At 32.9% G+C, this 20,711-nt stretch carries 18 protein-coding genes; 14 read left to right on the top strand and 4 right to left on the bottom strand.

From position 1 onward, the window contains the following. Positions 1-71: 71 nt before the first annotated feature. Positions 72-1,112, top strand: a complete 1,041-nt coding sequence (locus tag AC1RRN_RS02935; protein WP_492965861.1) for an agmatine deiminase family protein — start codon at positions 72-74, stop codon at positions 1,110-1,112. Positions 1,113-1,294: 182 nt separating this feature from the next. On the opposite strand, the gene fahA is transcribed toward AC1RRN_RS02935, so the two are convergent. Then, a complete protein-coding gene (gene fahA / locus AC1RRN_RS02940) occupies positions 1,295-2,578 on the bottom strand; it encodes a fumarylacetoacetase (RefSeq protein WP_492965862.1) in 1,284 nt (427 codons plus the stop codon). A gap of 108 nt (positions 2,579-2,686) precedes the next feature. Here fahA and glyA point away from each other — a divergent pair, with 108 nt between their 5' ends. The 5 genes from glyA to AC1RRN_RS02965 all read left to right on the top strand — a co-directional run bounded on the left by glyA (position 2,687) and on the right by AC1RRN_RS02965 (position 7,081). Further along, complete coding sequence (gene glyA / locus AC1RRN_RS02945; RefSeq protein WP_492965863.1) at positions 2,687-3,961, top strand: serine hydroxymethyltransferase; 1,275 nt, start codon at positions 2,687-2,689, stop codon at positions 3,959-3,961. 134 nt (positions 3,962-4,095) lie between these two features. Continuing rightward, the gene (locus tag AC1RRN_RS02950; RefSeq protein ID WP_492965864.1) at positions 4,096-4,689 is read left to right on the top strand and encodes a MiaE family protein; all 594 of its coding nucleotides are present in this window, start codon (positions 4,096-4,098) and stop codon (positions 4,687-4,689) included. Positions 4,690-4,933: 244 nt separating this feature from the next. Continuing rightward, positions 4,934-5,974: a GMP reductase gene (locus tag AC1RRN_RS02955; protein ID WP_492965865.1), complete on the top strand. Its 1,041-nt coding sequence runs from the start codon at positions 4,934-4,936 to the stop codon at positions 5,972-5,974. A gap of 17 nt (positions 5,975-5,991) precedes the next feature. After that, on the top strand, positions 5,992-6,492 hold the full coding sequence (locus AC1RRN_RS02960; protein WP_492965866.1) for a GNAT family N-acetyltransferase: 501 nt from the start codon (positions 5,992-5,994) through the stop codon (positions 6,490-6,492). 67 nt (positions 6,493-6,559) lie between these two features. Beyond that, complete coding sequence (locus AC1RRN_RS02965) at positions 6,560-7,081, top strand: hypothetical protein (protein ID WP_492965867.1); 522 nt, start codon at positions 6,560-6,562, stop codon at positions 7,079-7,081. A 161-nt stretch (positions 7,082-7,242) separates the two neighbouring features. Here the strand turns inward: AC1RRN_RS02965 and AC1RRN_RS02970 are convergent, their stop codons facing one another. Continuing rightward, positions 7,243-7,821, bottom strand: coding sequence for a pentapeptide repeat-containing protein (locus AC1RRN_RS02970; RefSeq protein ID WP_492965868.1), 579 nt, complete (start codon positions 7,819-7,821; stop codon positions 7,243-7,245). Positions 7,822-8,017: 196 nt separating this feature from the next. Between AC1RRN_RS02970 and AC1RRN_RS02975 the strand changes: the two genes are divergently transcribed. From AC1RRN_RS02975 to AC1RRN_RS02995, 5 genes are all read left to right on the top strand, one after another. Next, the gene (locus AC1RRN_RS02975; protein WP_492965869.1) at positions 8,018-9,289 is read left to right on the top strand and encodes a BamA/TamA family outer membrane protein; all 1,272 of its coding nucleotides are present in this window, start codon (positions 8,018-8,020) and stop codon (positions 9,287-9,289) included. Positions 9,290-9,443: 154 nt separating this feature from the next. Further along, positions 9,444-10,118 (top strand): response regulator transcription factor, encoded by a 675-nt coding sequence (locus AC1RRN_RS02980; protein ID WP_492965870.1) that lies wholly within the window; start codon positions 9,444-9,446, stop codon positions 10,116-10,118. A 1-nt stretch (position 10,119) separates the two neighbouring features. Beyond that, entirely contained in the window at positions 10,120-11,523 is a 1,404-nt protein-coding gene (locus AC1RRN_RS02985) for a sensor histidine kinase (RefSeq protein ID WP_492965871.1), read from the top strand. A gap of 77 nt (positions 11,524-11,600) precedes the next feature. Next, complete coding sequence (locus AC1RRN_RS02990; RefSeq protein WP_492965872.1) at positions 11,601-12,323, top strand: adenine nucleotide alpha hydrolase family protein; 723 nt, start codon at positions 11,601-11,603, stop codon at positions 12,321-12,323. A 46-nt stretch (positions 12,324-12,369) separates the two neighbouring features. Next, positions 12,370-13,317 carry a bestrophin family protein gene (locus AC1RRN_RS02995; protein ID WP_492965873.1) on the top strand — a complete coding sequence of 316 codons (948 nt, stop codon included), beginning with the start codon at positions 12,370-12,372 and terminating at the stop codon, positions 13,315-13,317. 60 nt (positions 13,318-13,377) lie between these two features. Here the strand turns inward: AC1RRN_RS02995 and AC1RRN_RS03000 are convergent, their stop codons facing one another. Further along, positions 13,378-14,796, bottom strand: coding sequence for an aminotransferase-like domain-containing protein (locus AC1RRN_RS03000; protein ID WP_492965874.1), 1,419 nt, complete (start codon positions 14,794-14,796; stop codon positions 13,378-13,380). Between the two features lie 101 nt (positions 14,797-14,897). Here AC1RRN_RS03000 and AC1RRN_RS03005 point away from each other — a divergent pair, with 101 nt between their 5' ends. Continuing rightward, positions 14,898-15,815 carry an EamA family transporter gene (locus AC1RRN_RS03005; RefSeq protein WP_492965875.1) on the top strand — a complete coding sequence of 306 codons (918 nt, stop codon included), beginning with the start codon at positions 14,898-14,900 and terminating at the stop codon, positions 15,813-15,815. A gap of 142 nt (positions 15,816-15,957) precedes the next feature. Beyond that, entirely contained in the window at positions 15,958-18,219 is a 2,262-nt protein-coding gene (locus AC1RRN_RS03010) for an acyl-CoA dehydrogenase family protein (protein ID WP_492965876.1), read from the top strand. A 172-nt stretch (positions 18,220-18,391) separates the two neighbouring features. On the opposite strand, the gene AC1RRN_RS03015 is transcribed toward AC1RRN_RS03010, so the two are convergent. Then, a complete protein-coding gene (locus tag AC1RRN_RS03015; protein ID WP_492965877.1) occupies positions 18,392-18,736 on the bottom strand; it encodes a 5-carboxymethyl-2-hydroxymuconate Delta-isomerase in 345 nt (114 codons plus the stop codon). Positions 18,737-18,936: 200 nt separating this feature from the next. Here AC1RRN_RS03015 and susR point away from each other — a divergent pair, with 200 nt between their 5' ends. After that, the gene (gene susR, locus AC1RRN_RS03020; RefSeq protein ID WP_492965878.1) at positions 18,937-20,577 is read left to right on the top strand and encodes a SusR family glycan utilization regulator; all 1,641 of its coding nucleotides are present in this window, start codon (positions 18,937-18,939) and stop codon (positions 20,575-20,577) included. Positions 20,578-20,711: the final 134 nt, after the last annotated feature.

Raw genomic sequence — 20,711 nt, forward strand, 5'->3', positions numbered from 1 at the left:
ATTTCCTGTTGAATGTTTTATAATCCTTCCGAATGATTATCTTTGTACTCTTTCAAATTTAGAACCTCTTTATGTCAACAAATAATAGAAGATTTCCAGCAGAATGGGAAAAACAACAAGGAATTGTTTTGTGTTTTCCGCATAATGGCAATGACTGGCCAGGAAAATACGAAGCTGTTCAATGGGCTTTTGTAGAATTTATTAAAAAAGTAGCCACTTTTGAAACTGTTTTTTTGGTCGTAGCCGATGAAAAAGGGAAAGAAAAGGTAAACGAAATGTTAGAAAGAGCACGAGTAAATCTTGCGAATGTTTCTTTTATTATTCATAAAACAAACAGAAGCTGGATGCGCGATTCTGGACCAATTATTGTGAAAAATGGTTCTAAAAGAGAAGCATTAAATTTCAATTTTAATGGTTGGGCAAAATATAAAAACTATCAGTTAGATAAATTTGTTCCGGGTAAGGTTGCTGATTTTATTGATGTTCCGTTAACACAGGTGATGTATAAAGGAAAACCAGTAATTGTTGAAGGAGGAGCGATTGATGTAAACGGAAAAGGAACCTTGCTAACTTCTGAAGAATGTTTGATGCATCCAACAATTCAGGTTCGAAATCAAGGTTTTACTAAAGAAGATTACGAAGCTGTTTTTAAAGAATATCTAGGTGTTACAAACGTAATTTGGCTTGGAGACGGAATAGAAGGGGATGATACACACGGGCATATCGACGATTTATGCCGATTTGTAAACGAAGATACAATTGTAACGATTGTAGAAACAGATAAAAACGATTCAAATTATAAACCGTTGCAGGATAATCTAAAACGTTTACAAAATGCAAAATTAGAAGACGGAAAATCGCCAACAATTGTAGCATTACCAATGCCAAAACGTGTAGATTTTGAAGATTTAAGATTACCAGCAAGTTATGCTAATTTCTTAATCCTGAATAATTGCGTTTTAATGCCAACTTTTAATGATAGTAATGACAGAGTTGCCTTAAATATTTTATCAGAATGTTTCCCAGACAGAGAAGTGATCGGAATAAGCTGTATTGATTTTATCTGGGGATTTGGAACATTGCATTGTTTGAGCCAGCAGATTCCAGCATAAGTTTAAAAATAATCTCGCAAAGACGCGAAGCCGCAAAGTTTTTCTTCTTTAAGTTTTATAAAATTTAAGCTTTGCGACTTCGCGACTTTGCAAAAATCAAATCATAAAAAAAAGCTTGTTAGAACGAAACTAACAAGCTTTTTTAATTTGTGTAATAACAATTAATGTATTTTATCTGCTTTTCATGGTCTGATAAAAGGCGGCAATAATTGACTGCAAACTTCTCCAAAACCAAGTCTTACTTCAGCATTTTCGCAGTAACCTCTTATGATTACCGTATCATTATCTTCGATAAATTTACGCTCACTTCCGTCTTTTAATTTTATCGGATTTTTTCCTCCCCAAGTCAATTCTAACATAGAACCAAAACTGTCAGGAGTTGGACCAGAAATAGTTCCTGAACCCATCATATCGCCAGAATTAACACGACATCCATTAGAAGTATGATGCGCTAATTGCTGTGCCATAGACCAATATAAGTATTTGAAATTGGACTTAGAAACAATCGTTTCTTCCTGATCTTCAGGTTGTATAGAAACTTCTAAATGAATATCAAAAGCTTTTTTTCCTTTTGTTTGTAAATAAGGAAGCGGAGACGGGTCTTGTTTAGGTCCTTTAGTTCTAAAAGGTTCCAACGCATCCATAGTTACAATCCAGGGAGAAATTGAGGTTGCAAAGTTTTTTGCCAGGAATGGTCCAAGTGGCACATATTCCCATTTCTGGATATCACGCGCGCTCCAGTCATTCAATAAAACCATTCCGAAAATATAATCTTCAGCTTCATAAGTCGGAATGTTTTCTCCCATTACATTCACATCCGTTGTAATAAAAGCAGTTTCTAGTTCAAAATCGACTAAACGAGATGGTCCAAAAACAGGATATTTTTCTCCGGCTGGCAATGTTTGTCCCATTGGTCTGTGAACCGGAATTCCGGACGGAACAATAGTAGAACTTCTTCCGTGGTAACCCACCGGAATATGCAACCAGTTAGGTAATAAGGCATTTTCAGGATCACGGAACATTTTTCCAACGTTTGTAGCGTGCTCTTTACTGGAATAAAAATCAGTATAATCACCAATTAAAACCGGTAATTGCATCTCTACATCATCAATTTCAAAAATAACAATATCGCGGTCTTTTGTTGAATCTCTTAATTGTGGATTGGTAGCATCGAATATGTCAGCGATACGGTTTCGGACTAATCGCCATGTTTTTTTTCCGTCAGAAATAAAATCATTTAGCGTATCCTGCATAAACATATCATCAGTTAAATCTATTCCTTCAAAATAGTTTAATTGTTGTAAAGCCCCTAAATCTATAGCGTAATCGCCAATTCTTGTTCCTACTGTAACGACATTTTCTTTGGTAAGAAATACACCGAAAGGAATATTCTGTATAGGGAAGTCACTATTTTCTGGTACTTCTAACCATGATTTTCTTTTGGTATCGTTGGCGGTTATTGGCATGTGTATGTTAATTATTTGTTGAAAAATTCTATGTCAAATATATCATAATCTAACAGTATCACAAACGTTTTTTTGTATTTTTGCATCAAATTAACGAAAAACGAAAAAATGCAACGCGACGAACAAATTTTTGACCTTATACTAGAGGAACAAGACAGACAAATTCACGGATTAGAACTTATCGCTTCTGAGAACTTTGTAAGTGACGAAGTAATGGAAGCAGCTGGTTCTGTTTTAACTAACAAATACGCTGAGGGATATCCTGGCAAAAGATACTACGGCGGTTGCGAAGTAGTTGACGTTATTGAGCAAATTGCAATTGACAGAGCTAAAGAATTATTTGGTGCTGAATACGCAAACGTACAGCCTCACTCAGGTTCTCAGGCAAATACTGCTGTTTACCACGCATGTTTGAATCCTGGTGATACTATTTTAGGTTTTGATTTATCTCACGGTGGTCACTTGACTCACGGTTCTCCTGTAAACTTCTCAGGTCGTTTATATCGTCCGGTTTTTTACGGAGTAGATGCTGAAACTGGTCGTTTAGATTATGATAAAATTCAGGAAATTGCAACTAAAGAGCAACCAAAATTAATCATCGCTGGAGCTTCGGCTTATTCTCGTGATATGGATTTTGCACGTTTCAGACAAATCGCTGATAGTGTAGGAGCAATCTTATTTGCTGATATTTCTCATCCTGCAGGTTTAATTGCTAAAGGATTAATGAATGACCCAATTCCACATTGTCATATTGTTTCTACAACAACACATAAAACATTACGTGGACCGCGTGGAGGTTTGATTTTGATGGGGAAAGATTTCGAAAACCCACAAGGTTTGAAAACTCCAAAAGGAGAAATCAGAATGATGTCATCTTTATTAGATCTTGCTGTTTTCCCAGGAAATCAAGGTGGACCTTTAATGCACATTATTGCAGCTAAAGCAGTTGCTTTTGGTGAAGCACTTAAAGATGAATTCTTTACTTACGCTATGCAATTGCAAAAAAATGCAAACGCTATGGCTGATGCTTTTGTAAAAAGAGGATATCAAATTATTTCTGGCGGAACTGATAATCATATGATGCTTATTGACTTAAGAAATAAAAATATTTCTGGTAAAGAAGCAGAAAACGCATTAGTAAAAGCTGAAATCACAGTAAATAAAAATATGGTTCCGTTTGATGATAAATCACCTTTTATCACGTCTGGAATTCGTGTTGGAACAGCTGCAATCACAACTCGTGGTTTAGTTGAAGAAGATATGGAAACTATCGTAGCTTTAATCGATAAAGTATTGGCTGATCATACAAATGAAGCAGTTATCGAAGAAGTAGCAAACGAAGTAAACGAAATGATGAGCGAAAGACCGATTTTCGTATACTAAAATCAGTCATAAAGTTTTAAAGTCGAAGGTCGAAAGTCTTTAAATGGAATGTAAATTCTATTTTAGTTTTGATCTTCGACTTTTTTTTTAAGACTTTCCGACTTTTAACTTTCAAACTTTAAGACTTAAAAAGAATGGGCGTACTAAGACTACAATTGCCAACAGACCCAAGATGGGTAAATATCGTTGAGAAAAATATCGAAGAAATCTTGACAGATCACGCTTGGTGCGAGCAAAAAGCAGCAACAAACGCGATCACCATTATCACCAATAACTCTGAACATCAGGATTTAGTGAAGGATTTATTGGCTTTGGCCAAAGAAGAAATCGATCATTTTGAACAAGTTCACAATCTAATCATCAAAAGAGGATTAAAATTAGGACGCGAACGCAAAGACGATTATGTAAATGAATTGTATTTGTATATGAAGAAAAGCGGCGATGGAAGCCGTGTTTCTGGTTTAGTTGAAAGATTACTTTTCTCAGCAATGATCGAAGCGAGAAGCTGCGAACGTTTTAAAGTTTTATCTGAAAATATTCAGGATGAAGAATTAGCTGTTTTTTACAGAGAATTGATGGAAAGCGAAGCCGGACATTATACCACTTTCATTACCTACGCAAGAAAATATGGAGTTGGAATTGACGTTGAAAAACGCTGGAGAGAATGGCTTGCCTATGAAGAATCTATTATTTCTAATTACGGAAAAGGAGAAACGATTCACGGATAGTTTTTTAGTGTTCAGTATTCAGTTTTTAGTGATCAGTTTCCAGGTTTTTAACGTTGATTGAAATCGAAACGCGTTTCATTTAAAAAAACTTTGCGAACCTCAGTGAAAACTTTGTGAATCTCTGCGAAACTAAAAATAAAAAATCCGTATAATCCGCGGTCAATTAATCACAAGTTTTAATAATCTAAAATCTAAAATCAACAATCTAAAATTGTATATTTGAAAGTAACCAAAATGTACAATCATGAGAATAGAAACTGATTTAAAATTAGGATTTAAAGATGTAATGATTCGACCAAAAAGATCGACGCTTAAAAGCCGGTCTGAAGTCTCTCTCGAACGAAATTTTAAATTTTTGCATAGCACTACAATCTGGACAGGAATTCCGATTATGGCTGCGAATATGGATACGGTCGGAACTTTTGAAATGGCTAAAGTTTTAGCTGAAGAAAAGCTCTTTACGGCTATTCACAAACACTATTCACCTCAGGAATGGAATGAGTTTTTAAAAGATCAGCCAGAAGATTTCTACAATTATATTGCAATAAGTACCGGAACGGGAAAGGAAGATTTTTCTAAAATAGGACAAGTTATAACAGCAAATCCACTTTTGAAATTCATTTGTATTGATGTCGCAAACGGTTATTCAGAACATTTTGTGCAGTTCTTAAAACAAACCCGTAAACAATATCCTGATAAGGTAATTATTGCCGGAAATGTAGTAACCGGAGAAATGGTCGAAGAATTGCTTTTGGTTGGTGCCGATATTGTAAAAGTAGGAATTGGACCCGGATCTGTTTGTACAACCCGAGTAAAAACAGGTGTTGGTTATCCACAACTTTCGGCCATAATAGAATGCGCAGATGCCGCTCACGGATTAGGGGGGCATATTATCAGTGATGGTGGTTGCAGTACTCCCGGAGATGTAGCAAAAGCTTTTGGTGCCGGATCAGATTTTGTAATGTTGGGCGGAATGTTAGCCGGACATACAGAAAGCGGTGGAGAATTAATCGAAATTAACGGTGAAAAATTCAAACAATTTTACGGAATGAGTTCCACAACTGCCATGGACAAACATGTTGGCGGTGTGGCAGAATACAGAGCTAGCGAAGGAAAAACAGTTCAGGTTCCTTTTAAAGGGAAAGTTATCAATACAATATTAGATATTTTAGGAGGCTTACGAAGTACTTGCACTTACGTTGGCGCGTCGCGATTGAAAGAGCTTACTAAAAGAACAACATTCATCCGCGTAAGCGAACAGGAAAATCAGGTTTTTACCAATTAAATATTTCAGAATACAAAATGATTACAATTTCAGAAGCAGGTTTAAATGCTATCAAAACAATTCAGGAAATTACGCATATAACCTGGCCAATTACTTATGGCGAAATTTTATCTCAAACGCAGTTAGATTATATGTTAGATTTGATTTATTCTGATGAAGCGCTAACGAAGCAAATGCAGAATAAAGAACAATTATTTTATCTAATTTCAGATTCAGAATCAACAATCGGATTTATCGGAATTGAGCATAATTATAAAAATGAGCCTATAACAAAAATCCATAAAATTTATCTTTTGCCAGAAACACAAGGAAAAGGATATGGAAAAAAAGTTTTTGATTTTATAGAAAAACTCGCTTTAGAAAACAATTCAAAAAATCTTTTATTGAATGTGAACCGATTTAATACGGCATTAAATTTCTACAAAAAACTAGGCTTCGAAATCAAAGAAGAAATTGATATCGAAATAGGAAACGGTTATTTAATGGAGGATTATGTGATGGAAAAACAATTGAACTAATAGTTTAAAAGTAATTTTTTACTTGTTAATATTTGTTTTAAATTTGTCAAAAAATGATTGATTTAAAATGAAAGAGATAATTCTAGGAATAGTAATCAGTATTATTACAGGGGTAATTTCATCCTATTTATTTTTGATGTATTTCCTAAACAGGAAAAGAGTAAAAATTGAGATTTCATCCTACATTAGTAAAGTAACTTTTGAGGGACAAACGAACTACTTTTTTAAATTTATTAATAAAACAAATTCTGAAATATTTGATATTAGAATTGAGCCTACTTTTTATAAACAGGTTGGTGGTGTCGGAGGAATGAACATTCAAGGGAAAGATATTATTTTAAAAGATAATTTCATTTCATACATTCCCTGTAAAAAAAGAACGGATACAAATAGCCTTCACGCTATGAGGGTGCGAACTACAGAAGATATTGAATCAAATTGGAGTGATAAATCATCTTATATAAGGCTCACGGTAATTGCTAAACATTCTTTATCTGGCTTTACTGATATATTTGTAAAAGATTTTTATTCAAAAGATGTAATTACGACCAAAAAATTTAAGGCTGGTGATGCTTTGGATGTTGTGTAAGTTTTAACACATTAAACTTGTATATTGCTTATTTATTCAATAATATTGTTATATAATTAATTTAAAATTATTTATCATGAAAAGAGATGTTATAGTAGGGTAATTTCCCAAGAAAATATATTAATCAATAGCCAGTTTTATACTGGCTTTTTTTATTTGTATTAGCTAATAATCACATCATGATTAAACAATAAACCTTTTACTTCTTTCAAAGCAAAAACAGCTTTCTTTAATTTTGTTTTTGATGGATCAATGGTGTAATTGTAACTGGTTTTAAAATCGGCTTTGTTGGCGATGGCTTTATCAAATTCAGAACGATATAAATCGCAATTGTCAAAAAGAACACTTGTGAGATCTGTTGCCATAAAATCTACCGCTATTAAACTGCAATTGGTAAATGTTGTGCCTTTTATTTTTAAGGTATAAAACTTCGAAAAATCAAGAATACAATCATAAAAATGAATTTCGAAAATCAATTTGTCGCACATCGCAAAATTTACTTCTTTAATTTCGCAACGATTAAAAGTAGCGGTTCTAAAAGCAACATAATTGATTTTGGCTTCATTAAAGATGCAATCATTAAAAGTACAATCGATAAAAGTTACCGCTAAAAATGTACAGGCAGAAAAATTACAATTATTAAAAACACAACATTCAAAATCCTTGAAATTTAGATCATCTCTACCATATACAATAGTATCATATTCTTTATCAAGAAAATATTCAGACTCTTTTTTCAATGTTGTTTTTTGATGATTATTTGAGACCGAAAAGATAATAATTACCCCAATAATTGACGTCTTTTAAGTCATCTATTTTTAAAATGTTATAGAAGTTTTCCTTTTAATTTAAAAGAATATTCGTGTAAAATGTTGAAAATAAGGCTTATATTTACGGTAAGGTTGAATTATTATTTCCAAAAAATAAAACTTTCAGATGGTAAATTTTTTTAAAAATAATTGCTTTCAGAAGAAATATAAAATCTTAGTGTTATTATTTTTTATACATTTTGTTTCCATCGCTCAAAATGATTCTATCAATCCAGAACTTTGTCCTCCAAAAACAATATTAGAAATTTTTAAAAAGAAAGATTCTGTTTATGTGGTCAAACCGATAAAAAACAGTTTCTTTTTAATCATTCCGGCAATTGGTTCTCAACCAGCAACAGGTTTCTTTTATGGAGCAGTAGCGCAATACACCTTTAAAGGAAAAGAAAAAGCAGATAAATATTCAATAGCAAATCTCGGAATAACCTACACCACAAAAAAACAATGGCTGGTGAATGTCAAAAACAATATTTTATTAAAAAACAATAAGATATTCTTGAGTGGCGATTATCGAATATATATATTTTCGCAACCCAATTATGGCTTAGGAACCAATATTATTCCACCAGCACGGGATAAAGAGCCAGGCTTTAGTATTGATTCTATTGCCCAGGCGATGGATTATAATTATTTTAAATTTCACCAGGCAGCTTCTTTTGAAGTAAGGAAGAATTTTTATGTTGGCGGAGGAATCAATATCGATTGGTACTCAAGTATAGTCGATAAAGAACTGGATTTGGCAAACGGAAAAACCACTTATCATTATGAATACAGTCAAAAGTATGGTTTTAATAATCTGGAGTATTTTTTAACTGGTGTGAGTCTAAATTTAGTTTATGATTCCAGGGATAATCAGGTTAATGCAAGTCGCGGATGGTTTGCAAACTTAAATTATCGTTTTAATCCTGTATTGTTTAAAAATCAGGATAATAGCAATGTTTTGTATGCAGAATACCGCAATTTTATTCCGCTTTCGCAGAAAAATGAGCGTTATATTTTAGCCCTTTGGACGTATGGACAATTTGTAACCAGAGGTAAAGTACCTTATCTAAATTTACCCGCAATTGGTTGGGATCAGCGTAGTAGAAGCGGAGAAGGCTATACGCAAGGATTATTTAGAGGAACAAATTTAGTTTATCTTGCGGCAGAATTCAGGTTTCCAATTACCTGTAATCAAATGTTCAGCGGAGTTGTATTTACGAATTTTGTAACTACAAGCAATCCCGAGACTAATACAAATCTTTTTCATTCTATTCAACCTGCTGCAGGTTTAGGTTTGCGAATTTTAATAGATAAAGCAACCCGAACCAATTTGATTGTTGATCAGGCGTGGGGAAATAGTTCAAAAGGCTTTTATTTAAATGCCGGTGAAACTTTTTAAAATACTATTTGATTGCTATTATACCCATTAATAGCGAGAACTTCATTTTTATCACCTCAAAATTGATTTCTTCATAATTAATTCATAATTATAAATTATTGTAGTTTCTATTTTAATCTCAATTGTTATTTTTGTTAATAATACCCGTATTTACATGAAATTACTTATAGTCGAAGACGAACCAAATCTCTTATCTATTTTACGTAAAGGATTCGCTGAAAACAACAATGATGTCAGCGTTGCACTTGATGGTAAAACGGCTTTAGAAATGATTCAGAATTATACTTTTGATGTGGTAATTTTAGATGTAATGCTTCCGGATATCAACGGTATCGAAATTTGCAGAAGATTACGTGCCAGTAAAAATTTCGTTCCTGTTTTGCTTTTGACGGCACTTGGAACCTCTGAAAATATTGTTACGGGATTAAATGCCGGCGCAGATGATTATGTGGTGAAACCTTTTAAATTTGGTGAACTCGATGCAAGGGTAAATGCACTTAATCGAAGAGCGAATCAGGAAACAGAGAAAGTAGATTCCATAATAATTAGTGATTTAGAAATAAACAGTAAATCGAAAACCGTTAAAAGAAACGGAGAATCAATTGTTTTAACTGCCAAGGAATTTAAATTACTATATTATTTAGCTAAAAATACTGGTAGAATTGTATCTCGCGATCAGATTTTAGATAACGTTTGGGATATTAATTTTGATATGAATACCAATGTTGTTGATGTTTATATCAATTACTTAAGAAAAAAAATAGACAAACCTTACACTACCAAACTGATTCATACCATGAAAGGTTTAGGTTATGTTATACAGCCATAAAATGGATATAAGAAAAAAAATTACTTTTACTTATGTTGCTCTTTCTACCTTTAGTACATTACTATTGTGTGTTTTAGTTTTTGTATTGTTTCGTGAAAATAACCGATATCATTTTTTAAAACGTTTAGAAGACAGAGCAAAAATTGTGGCGTCTATTCATTTTCAGAAGGATCCTGAAAAAATTAAATACTATAGTAATCTTAAAAAAAACGGACTGGAAGAACTTATTGAAGAAGAAGAATATGTTCTTAAAATAAACAGTGCCAATAGTTTTGATTATAATACCAAGCTAAATTTACCAAATCAATTTTACTCGAACATTCTGGAAACAGGAAAAGACTATTTTGAAGTTAATAGCAAGTATTATTTAGGTCAGATTTTTACAGAAAACAATCAAAAATATATTGTTATAGTTGGTGCGCGTGACCGAAGAGGAAAAACCACAACAATTTATATTGTAAAAATATTGCTTTTTGGCGGAATCGGATTTGTGATTTTGGCTTTCTTCTTAGGCCGTTTTCTGGCTAAACGAGTTATTAATCCTGTAGCAAGAATTACAAAAGAAGTAAATCGAATAAGTGCTTCTAATCTTCATAACAGATTGCCAGATGTTAAGAATTCCGATGAAATCTCAGATCTTACACATACTTTTAATGATATGCTGGACCGACTGGAAACTTCTTTCGAAATTCAGGCGAACTTCATTAACAATGCTTCGCACGAATTAAAAACACCTATAACGACGATTATTGCAGAGTCTGAAATTATGCTTTTGAAAGAAAGAGCAGTTCCGGAATATGTTCAGTCTTTAGAAAATATCTATAGTCAGGCTTCAAGATTAGGAAACTTAACCGAAAGTTTGTTAAAACTGACTCAGACTGGTTATGATGGGAAAAAACAAGTTCTGGATATTGCCAGAATTGACGAACTGTTAATGGATGTAAAATCAGATTTGGATAAAATTTATCCGGATAACCGCGTTAGCATTAAACTTAATTTTGCTCCAAAAGATTCTAATTTGCTTTTAATTCCGTGCAATAAACCTCTTTTAGAATTGGCGATCAATAATATTATCACAAATGGAGTAAAATATTCCGACAATAATGAAGTGTTTGTTACGCTTTCTGCCAATAAAGACTGGATTAAAATTTCGATTAACGATATCGGAATTGGTATTCCGCCTGAAGATATTCCACATTTATATGAGCCTTTCTTTAGAGGGAAAATCGCAGCCAAATATATTGGTTATGGTTTAGGACTTCCTTTGGCTTCTAAGATTATCCGCATGCACGATGGGGAAATACAAGTGCAATCCGAACAAAACAAGGGAACTATCGTAACAATTGTTTTTAAGAAAGACAATACCAAAAAAGTCAACATTAGAAATTCTAATGTTGAATCTTAGGAAATTCTAATTTTAGATTAAGAACCTTCTAATATACGAGCAGTTATTTTGTATGTATAAACTAAACAATTATACATATGAAAAATTTCCTTATACCAACCACTTTAGAAGAAGATACTATCAACGCTGTAAAATCAGCTGTTAATCAGGCAAAAAATACCAATTGCGAGATTATTTTAATGATGGTTTCAGATACGCCTGATACTTTTTCATCTTCACAATTTTTACGTGAAATGAGGGTTAGCCTTACTTCAAGTCAGGAATTGGTTCTTGAAACTTGCAGATATATTATAGAGCATACTGCAAATTGCAAAATTAAAATCCACAATCAATATGGACTTTCTGCTCCAATTTTTAAAGGTATCATTGAAGCATTTGATGTGAAATTGATTGTTCTGACACAATCTTATAAACAAGAAACAAAACGAATTCATCAATATTTAATGCAATTGGCAGGAAATCAAAAATGCCCAATTTTACATTTAGGTAATGAGCAATTTAAAGAAGATTTCAATAAAGCGCTTTATATAGAAAATACCAGTGCGAACATGCATGTTAAAGATGTTCAGCAATATTTAAGCGAAAATTTTTCATTTGAGATCGTAAGTCAAACTTCCAATTTTGATGATAACTATGAAGCATTTGCTCCTTATTTGTCAGAAGCCATTACAAAATACGATATCGATTTGTTAGTCGAAACACGTAAAAGTGAAAAAATCAAATTCAAAAAAAATAAAAAAGAAAATAGCAATGATAGATTAGGACTTCCTGTTTTGTCACTATACGAAGAACTGGCATAAGCTACATTGTTTCAAAAAATATATAAATTTAATTAAAACCGAAAATATGTTATTAAAGAAAAGAATTCCAATGAGGTACATTCTCGGAAAAATTAAAGTAGAATTAGCGCTCGTAATTACATACACGATTTTATTCGAAATTTTTCACTACTATTTTATAAATCTGCCAGTTGATATTCCAATTGCTATTCCAACAATGATTGGAACCATTATATCCTTATTATTGGCCTTTAAATCAAATCAGGCTTATGACAGATGGTGGGAAGCCCGCATTGTTTGGGGCGCAATTGTAAATGATTCAAGAAGCTTAATTCGTCAGGTACTAACATTTTATAAAGACCCTAATTTTTCTGTTGAAGCAAGTGAATTCAAAGAAAACTTTGCAAAAAGGCAGATTGCCTGGTGTTATAGTTTAGGTCAGTCACTTCGAAACAAGGATGCTATAAAACCGCTTAAAGGTTTGGTAAGTGATGAAGAATTGCAATTTATTAAAAACCATCAAAATATTCCAAATGCGATTTTAATGTTACACGCAAGAGATCTTAGAAATGCTAAAAATGACAAAAGCATCAATATGTATCAGCAAGTAGAAATCGATAATACTTTATCGAGATTATGCGATCACATGGGTAAATGTGAAAGAATTAAAAACACTATTTTCCCAACAACATACAGTATGTATATCAGATTAACATTGTGTTTGTTTATTTTATTATTACCATTTGGATTGACCAGTGTATTGAGCTGGTTTGCTATTCCGTTGATTACAGCGATTGCCGCAGCTTTCTTTTTGATTGAAAGAATGGCAATTCATTTGCAGGATCCGTTTGAAAACAGACCAACAGATACACCTGTTACCGCTATTGCAAATACAATTGAAAAAAATATAATGCAAATGCTTAATGAATATCAAAGTGAATTTGACATCATTAAAGAATTTGATCTTAAACCGGAAACCAAAAAAGCGACAGCCGATGCTTATTTTGTTTTGTAATTAAATGTTGGAATTAGATTAGTTGGAACCAGACAGCATAATTGTTGTCTGGTTTTTTTATTAAGAATGCAGCAACCTTCCTAATGTTTTGATAGATTCTCTCAGTTCATTGCTCCAGGGTAAACCAAAACTCAAACGCATGCAGTTTGAAAATTGATCCTGAAAAGAGAAAATTCTTCCCGGCGCGATACTGATATTGTGTTTCATGGCCAGATGATAAAAAGCAGCCGTGTCTATACTTTTGTCTAATTCAACCCAAAGAAAAAAACCGCCTTGTGGCTGACTTACTTTAGTTCCAGTCGGAAAAGATTCTAAAACAGTATTGATATAATTATTGCAGTTATGATTTAGAATCTGACGGATTTTTCTAAGATGATTTTCATAACGACCATTTTTCAGAAAATCTCCCACAACTTCATGTGTAATAGTAGGCGAGGAGAGTGTATGGTATAATTTGTTTCTCAGAATTTCTTTTTTAAATTTCCCCGGTGAAACCCAACCAACACGATATCCTGGCGCTAGTGTTTTAGATACAGAACTGCAACACAACACAATACCACTTTCATCATACGTTTTGCAATTTGTCGGTCGGCTCGAGCCAAAGTATAGATCACCATAAATATCATCTTCAATTAAAGGAATATTATAAAATTCCATTAATTGAACAACTTCTTTTTTATGTTCAACAGGCATCATGCTTCCAGACGGATTACTAAAATTACTTATTAATACACAAGCTTTTACTTTTTTGGTTGAAAGCGCTTTTTTTAAGGCTTCTAATTCAATTCCGGTAATCATGTTTGTGGGCAATTCCATTACATATAAACCTAATGATTTTGCCAATTGTAAAACACCAAAATAAACCGGACTTTCTGTAATAATGGTATCTCCAGGTTTTGTCAGAGTCATTAAACAATGCGAAATAGCACTTATACAGCCAGGAGTTGTGATAATATCATCTTCTGTCAGAGCACCGCCCCAGGTAAAAGACCAACGGGCAATTTCTTTTCGGAGATTACTATTTCCCTGCATTTCTTCATAGCTTGTTCCGCTGTTTGGCAGTTGTCGCATTGCCTGAATCATCCCTTTATTCAATTTTGCAATAGGCAGAAGTTCGTTTGAAGGAAAACCCAACGAAAGCATTGTAACATCTTTCACGTTCATATCGCCATAAACCAAATCGATTAAATCTTCCCGTTCAATGTTTTTAACGCTTAAAGTTGGCGTGCTCGATGAGGGTTGGGGAATAGTTCTTGCTGAAATATTACTCACATAATAACCAGATTGTGGTCTTGCTTCAATCAGCGAACGGCTTTCTATTTCATAATATGCTTTGCTTACTGTACTCATGCTGTAACCTGTTTCGGCACAGACTTCACGAATTGAAGGTAATTTATCGCCCACATTCAAAACACCCGATTTTATTTGCTTTTCAATACGGTCAGCAAACTGCAGATATAAGTAATTCGAATTTTTCATAAAAAAAACTGTTATGGTGCAATTTACAAAAACTGTATCTGTATTGCTGTTTTATTTTTAAGAAATTTGCTCTATCAGAAATCAATCAAAAAAAAGATTCCATGAAAACTACTAAATATTATATAGCAGCCATAACTTGTTTTTCAATCTGGGGATTTTTTAGCTTAGCTCTAAAGCCAATTCATGAATATCCTTCTTTAGATATTTTATTTTATCGTGTCTTTAGTTGCAGTATTTTAATGTTGCTAATTGTATTTGCTTTTAAGAGAAAAAAATTAGCAGAAACAGTTACGATTTTTAAGGCATTATCAACAACAGAAAAACGAAAAGCTATTATGCTGAATTTTGGCGGAAGCGCTTTTCTCATGTTAAATTGGTTTACCTTTATTTATGTGATGAATCATATTAGCGTAAAAGCAACTTCACTGGCTTATTTGGTTTGTCCAATTTTGACCACTTTATTGGCTTATTTCATTTTAAAAGAAAAACTGAGTAAAACACAATGGATTTCTGTTGGATTAAGTGTTTCAGGTTGTCTGTTATTGTCGTACACGGCAATTATGGATATGTTTTTCAGTATTATTATAGGTTTTACATATGCTTGTTATTTAGTAAGTCAGCGTGTCAATAAAGGTTTTGATAAGTTTATTATTCTGACTTTCCATATTACACTGGCCGCCTTGTTTTTATTGCCTTTTTATCCGGCATACAGCGGACCGGTTCCAACCGAATTTAAGTTTTATTTCTGTATCGAAACTATTGCAATTTTGTTTACCATATTTCCTTTGTTTCTGAATCTTTATGCACTTTCAGGCATTAATTCATCAACAGTCGGAATGCTTTTAAATATCAATCCAATGATTGCTTTTTGTTTGGCAAGTTTCGTTTTTCACGAACATATTAGTGCTTTACAAATTTTAGCATACAGTATTATCTTTATAGCGGTTATCGTTTTTAATTCGCACCATATTTTTGCCTTAAAACAAAAATACAGCCTGTCGTCTAAAGATTCGATTTAAATGTAATTTGCATACTTTTTATTGGTTTAAAAATAAATTACCAGAATCTTAACAGGATGTTAAAGCAGGAATGAGTATTTTCATTCCTGCTTTTTTATTGAGCAAAATTTAAAACTCTATTTCTAAACCGATTCTATATTTTATGAAAAATACCAAACTCCAGGCTTTTATACCGTTGTTTTATTTAGTGTGGTCTGATGATTTGTTAACTCAAAAAGAGTTTGCAACGATTCAGCAGTTTATCAATGATTTGGTTTGGCTTTCGCCCGAAGAAAAACAACAGCTGCTTTCTAAAGTTGATATTTCAAATCCGCCTTCGCGAAATGAACTCACGCAATGGAAATCAGATATTGAAAAAAGCATTCAGGATAAATCATCTATAAAATCTATTTTTGATATTGCCGAGGCACTTTCTGAAAAAGATGTAGATATTTCGACAGTAAAACCTGAATTTATAAAGCTTGAAAATGATCTCGGAATTTTAGGTGAGGATGTAATTCAGAATTTCAAAACAAAAGCAAATTCGTTTACTGCTAATTCTCAAACGACTTCCAATTTTGATATTCAGAAAATAACTGAACTTTTAGATGGAAAAGAAGCTGCCATTATCAAAAGAGTAAAATCGGTTATTTCAAGACCTGAATTCGCTTATGAAACTTCCACAGATATTGATGTTTATCGCCAGACCGTTTACAATTGGTGTAAAATTTTAGCTGATGAAAACTTAGGAAGTATGGCCTATCCGAAGGAATATGGCGGCGGCGGAAACGTAGAAGATTATTTCGCCATTATGGAGACTTTGAGTTATCACGATTTGAGTTTGGTAATCAAATTTGGTGTTCAGTTTGGTCTTTGGGGAATGAGTGTTCAATCGTTAGGAACGGAGAAACATTATGCTAAATATTTAAAAGATATTGGTTCTCTAAAAATTCCTGGTTGTTTTGCCATGACCGAAACACATCACGGTTCAAACGTAAAAGGATTAGAAACTACAGCAACTTACAATCATAGTGATCAGACTTTTACGATTCATACGCCAAATAAAAATGCACAGAAGGAATATATTGGCAACGCTGCAGTTCATGGACAAATGGCAACCGTTTTCGCCAAATTAATTATCGATGATCATGATTATGGCGTAAATGCTTTTGTGGTTCCGTTGCGAGATACAAACGGAAATACATTAAATGGAGTTACCATTGGCGATTGTGGTCATAAAATGGGCTTAAATGGTGTTGATAACGGAACGATTTCATTTAATAATGTTGTTATTCCAAAAGAAAATATGCTCGATCGTTTTGCTTCTGTAAATGATAAAGGCGAATTTGAAAGTCCGATTCCAAGTGATAACAGACGCTTTTTTACCATGCTTGGAACTTTAGTTGGCGGCCGAATTGGGATTCCGCGTTCTGCGTTGGCGGCAGCCAAATCAGGATTGACAATTGCCATTCGTTACAGCGATCAAAGACGACAATTTGGTCCCGAAGGTGGTTCTGAAGTGCCTATTCTAAATTACAGAATGCACCAACGTCGCCTGATTCCACCATTAGCAAAAACATATGCCGTTCATTTTGCTTTACAATATCTGACCAATAGATTTTTGAACAGAACAGAAGATGAAATGCAGGAAATTGAAGCTTTGGCTGCCGGAATGAAATCCTACTCAACTTGGAGTACCAGAGATATTTTGCAGGAATGCCGTGAAGCTTGTGGCGGAAAAGGGTATTTATCTGAAAACAGAATCGATGCCTTAAAAAATGACACCGAAATTTATACCACTTTTGAAGGTGATAACACAGTTTTGATGCAATTAGTAGCGAAAAATCGTTTGTCAGAATTCAGAAAATCATTTGGAGAAATGGGTTCTTTAGGTATTATTAATTATGTCTATGAAAATGCCAAAGTTGCTATTACCGAGAAAAACCCGATAGCAACCCGAAGAACAGATGATGAACATTTGCTTGACGATCAATTTCATTTGCAAGCTTTTATTCACAGGGAAAAAACAATTTTGGCATCAGCAGCACAACGTATTAAAAAATTGGTAGATAATGGTTTAGAACCTTATGATGCTTTTAATGTGGTGCAACACCAAATGATAGATGTTGCTCAGGCTTATCTGGAACGAGTAGTTTTAGAACAATTTCAGGCAGCGATTAAAACCGTTCAGGATGAAAAATCAAAAGAGATATTAACGAAATTAAATCAGTTATATGCGCTTTCGCAGTTAGAAAAAAACAAAGGCTGGTATCTTGAAGATGGTTATATGGAAGCAGTGAAAACTAAAGCAATCCGTAAAATGGTTAATCAGCTTTGTTGGGATATTCGCCCGGATGCCGTCGCGTTGGTAAATGCTTTTGATATTCCGGAAAGTTGTTTAGCGGCGCCAATTGCTGTTAATTGAGAATATAGAATATAGAATATAGAGTAAGGAAAATAGATGTTAGCTTTGCGAAAGTTTATTTAGCCACGAATTCACGAATTTTTGAAAAGCTTATGCACAATCATTCGTGAATTCGTGGCTATTTTTTATAACAAAAAGCAAATGATATAAATTTTATTATATCACAAAACTATTAAATCATCGTTTTATTAAAATAACTCGCCTTCTCAAAATCTTTGATATTGATTGATATTACTGGAACTTCAGCCAGAATATTGTTTAATGAAGTTACAATCGCTTTTGATAATTTTGTTTTTTGATCTGTATTTCGACCTTCCATAATATATCCGAATACATGAATAAAATCGTCTGAAGTATTTCCATTATTATAATAAGAAAATGAATTGATGCGAACCTTAATTTCAGAAGCAATAAAAAGATCGGTTGATAAAGCTGCGTTAAAAACTTCTTGCATTATTTCTTCGGCAGATTTTAACCGGATGACGTTTTCTGAGCAATCAATAACAAAATGTGGCATGTTGTGTTAGTTTAATTAAGAGGAAATGTTGTTCTAACAAAATTAGGAAAACAATGCGGAAATTTCTTTAAAATCGATTTTTTATAAGACACTTTTTCTGATTTTTTTGCTATGAAATTTGATGTTTGCCCAAAATTAAATAATTCAAATTAATTGCATCACTTTACTATATTTGTAGGTATCATTTATCTTTATTTAGTTTGAAAAATTGTTTGTTATTTCTTTTATTGGTTCTTTTAAGTAACCCCGTTCATGCATCAGATAGTACAGATACTATTTTGGATAAGCTAAACGATGCATTGAGAAATAAACAGCGATATGTTCAGCTCAAAGAAGAACGCATTTTAAACTTCAAAAAGATTAAATCAGACGATTTAACGAAAGAGCAGGAGTACAATTACAATAAGACATTATATACAGAATATCAAAAATTCAATTCAGATTCGGCTATCTTTTATGTCAAAAAAAATTTAAAAATTGCCGAAGAACTTCAAAATAAGGATTTATCGAATTTAGCAAAAATACAATTAGTCACGCTTTATTCTTCTTCAGGAAAATATCGGGAATCGGAAGCACTTATAAAGAGCATTGACAAAAAATCATTGTCAACTTCATTGCTTCCTAATTATTACGTGGCTTATCGTGAGTTTTTTGAACATTACGCAGCTAATAGTTATAGCGTTCAATATATGCAGCAAATTCAAAAATACCGCGATTCTTTACTGATGGTATTAGATCCTAATTCTTTGAATTATAAGATCAATAAAATTCAGCAGGGCATGTATTTTAAAATGGATGCAGCGCAAAGGCAATTAAAAGCTTTACTGGAAAATACTAAAGAAGATAATCCGCAATATGCGATGATTACTTATCTTTTAGGAAGTATATACGAAAGGTCTCATCAATTAGAATTACGAAAAAAATATTATGCACTTTCTGCTACTGCCGATTTAAAAAATGCCAATAAAGATAATGCTTCCCTTCAGGAATTAGCTTTGGTTTTCTATGAAATAGGAGATGTAGATATGGCTTATAAATTAACGCAATCGGCAATTGAAGATGCGCTTTATTGTAATGTTCAGTTTCGTACGCTTTTAATGTCTGAGGTTTATTCGATTATCAATACGGTTTATTTAGAAAGAGAAGCCAAGCGAAAAAATGAGCTTCAACTTTATCTTTTATGTATTAGTTTGTTATCGGCATTTTTGATTGTGGCTGTCATTTACGTTTACAAACAAATGAAAAAAGTATCCAGAATTCGTGGAGAACTTTATGTAACCAGTCAAAAATTAGCCGAATTAAACAAAGATATTACCGAAACCAACAATCAGCTACAAGAACGTAATGCACAGCTGTCAGAATCAAATCATATTAAAGAAGAATATATTGCGCATTTCTTCAGTCTTTGCTCGGCTTACATTAATAAGTTAGAAAATTATCGCATCATCTTAAATAAAAAAGCGACAGCGAAACAGTTTGATGAAATCTACAAAATGCTAAAATCAACAACGCTGGTTGATAATGAGCTGGAAGAATTGTACAAGAATTTCGATATTATCTTTTTGAATTTGTATCCAACCTTTGTAAAAGATTTTAACGACTTACTTATTAAAGAAGAACAGATCATTTTAAAACAAGGAGAATTACTAAATACAGAACTTCGCATTTTTGCACTCATCCGACTTGGGATTACCGACAGTGTAAAAATTGCAGCCTTTCTTCGTTATTCTTTAAGTACAATTTATAACTATCGTACCAGAGCGAGAAATAAAGCGGCAGTTTCGCGAAATGATTTTGAAGAAATGGTCATGAAAATCGGTTTAATTTCATTGAAAATGTAACAATTTATTTTAAATTCACTACTTTTTTTACTTCTTTTTTATTGTTAAATATTTGAAAATCAAATATTTGATTTTTTATTTTACTACTTTTTTTCATTTAAAATTCTAACACGAACTATAACGTTTTAGCTTTA

Source organism: Flavobacterium sp. GW821-FHT11G01, from assembly GCF_058808175.1.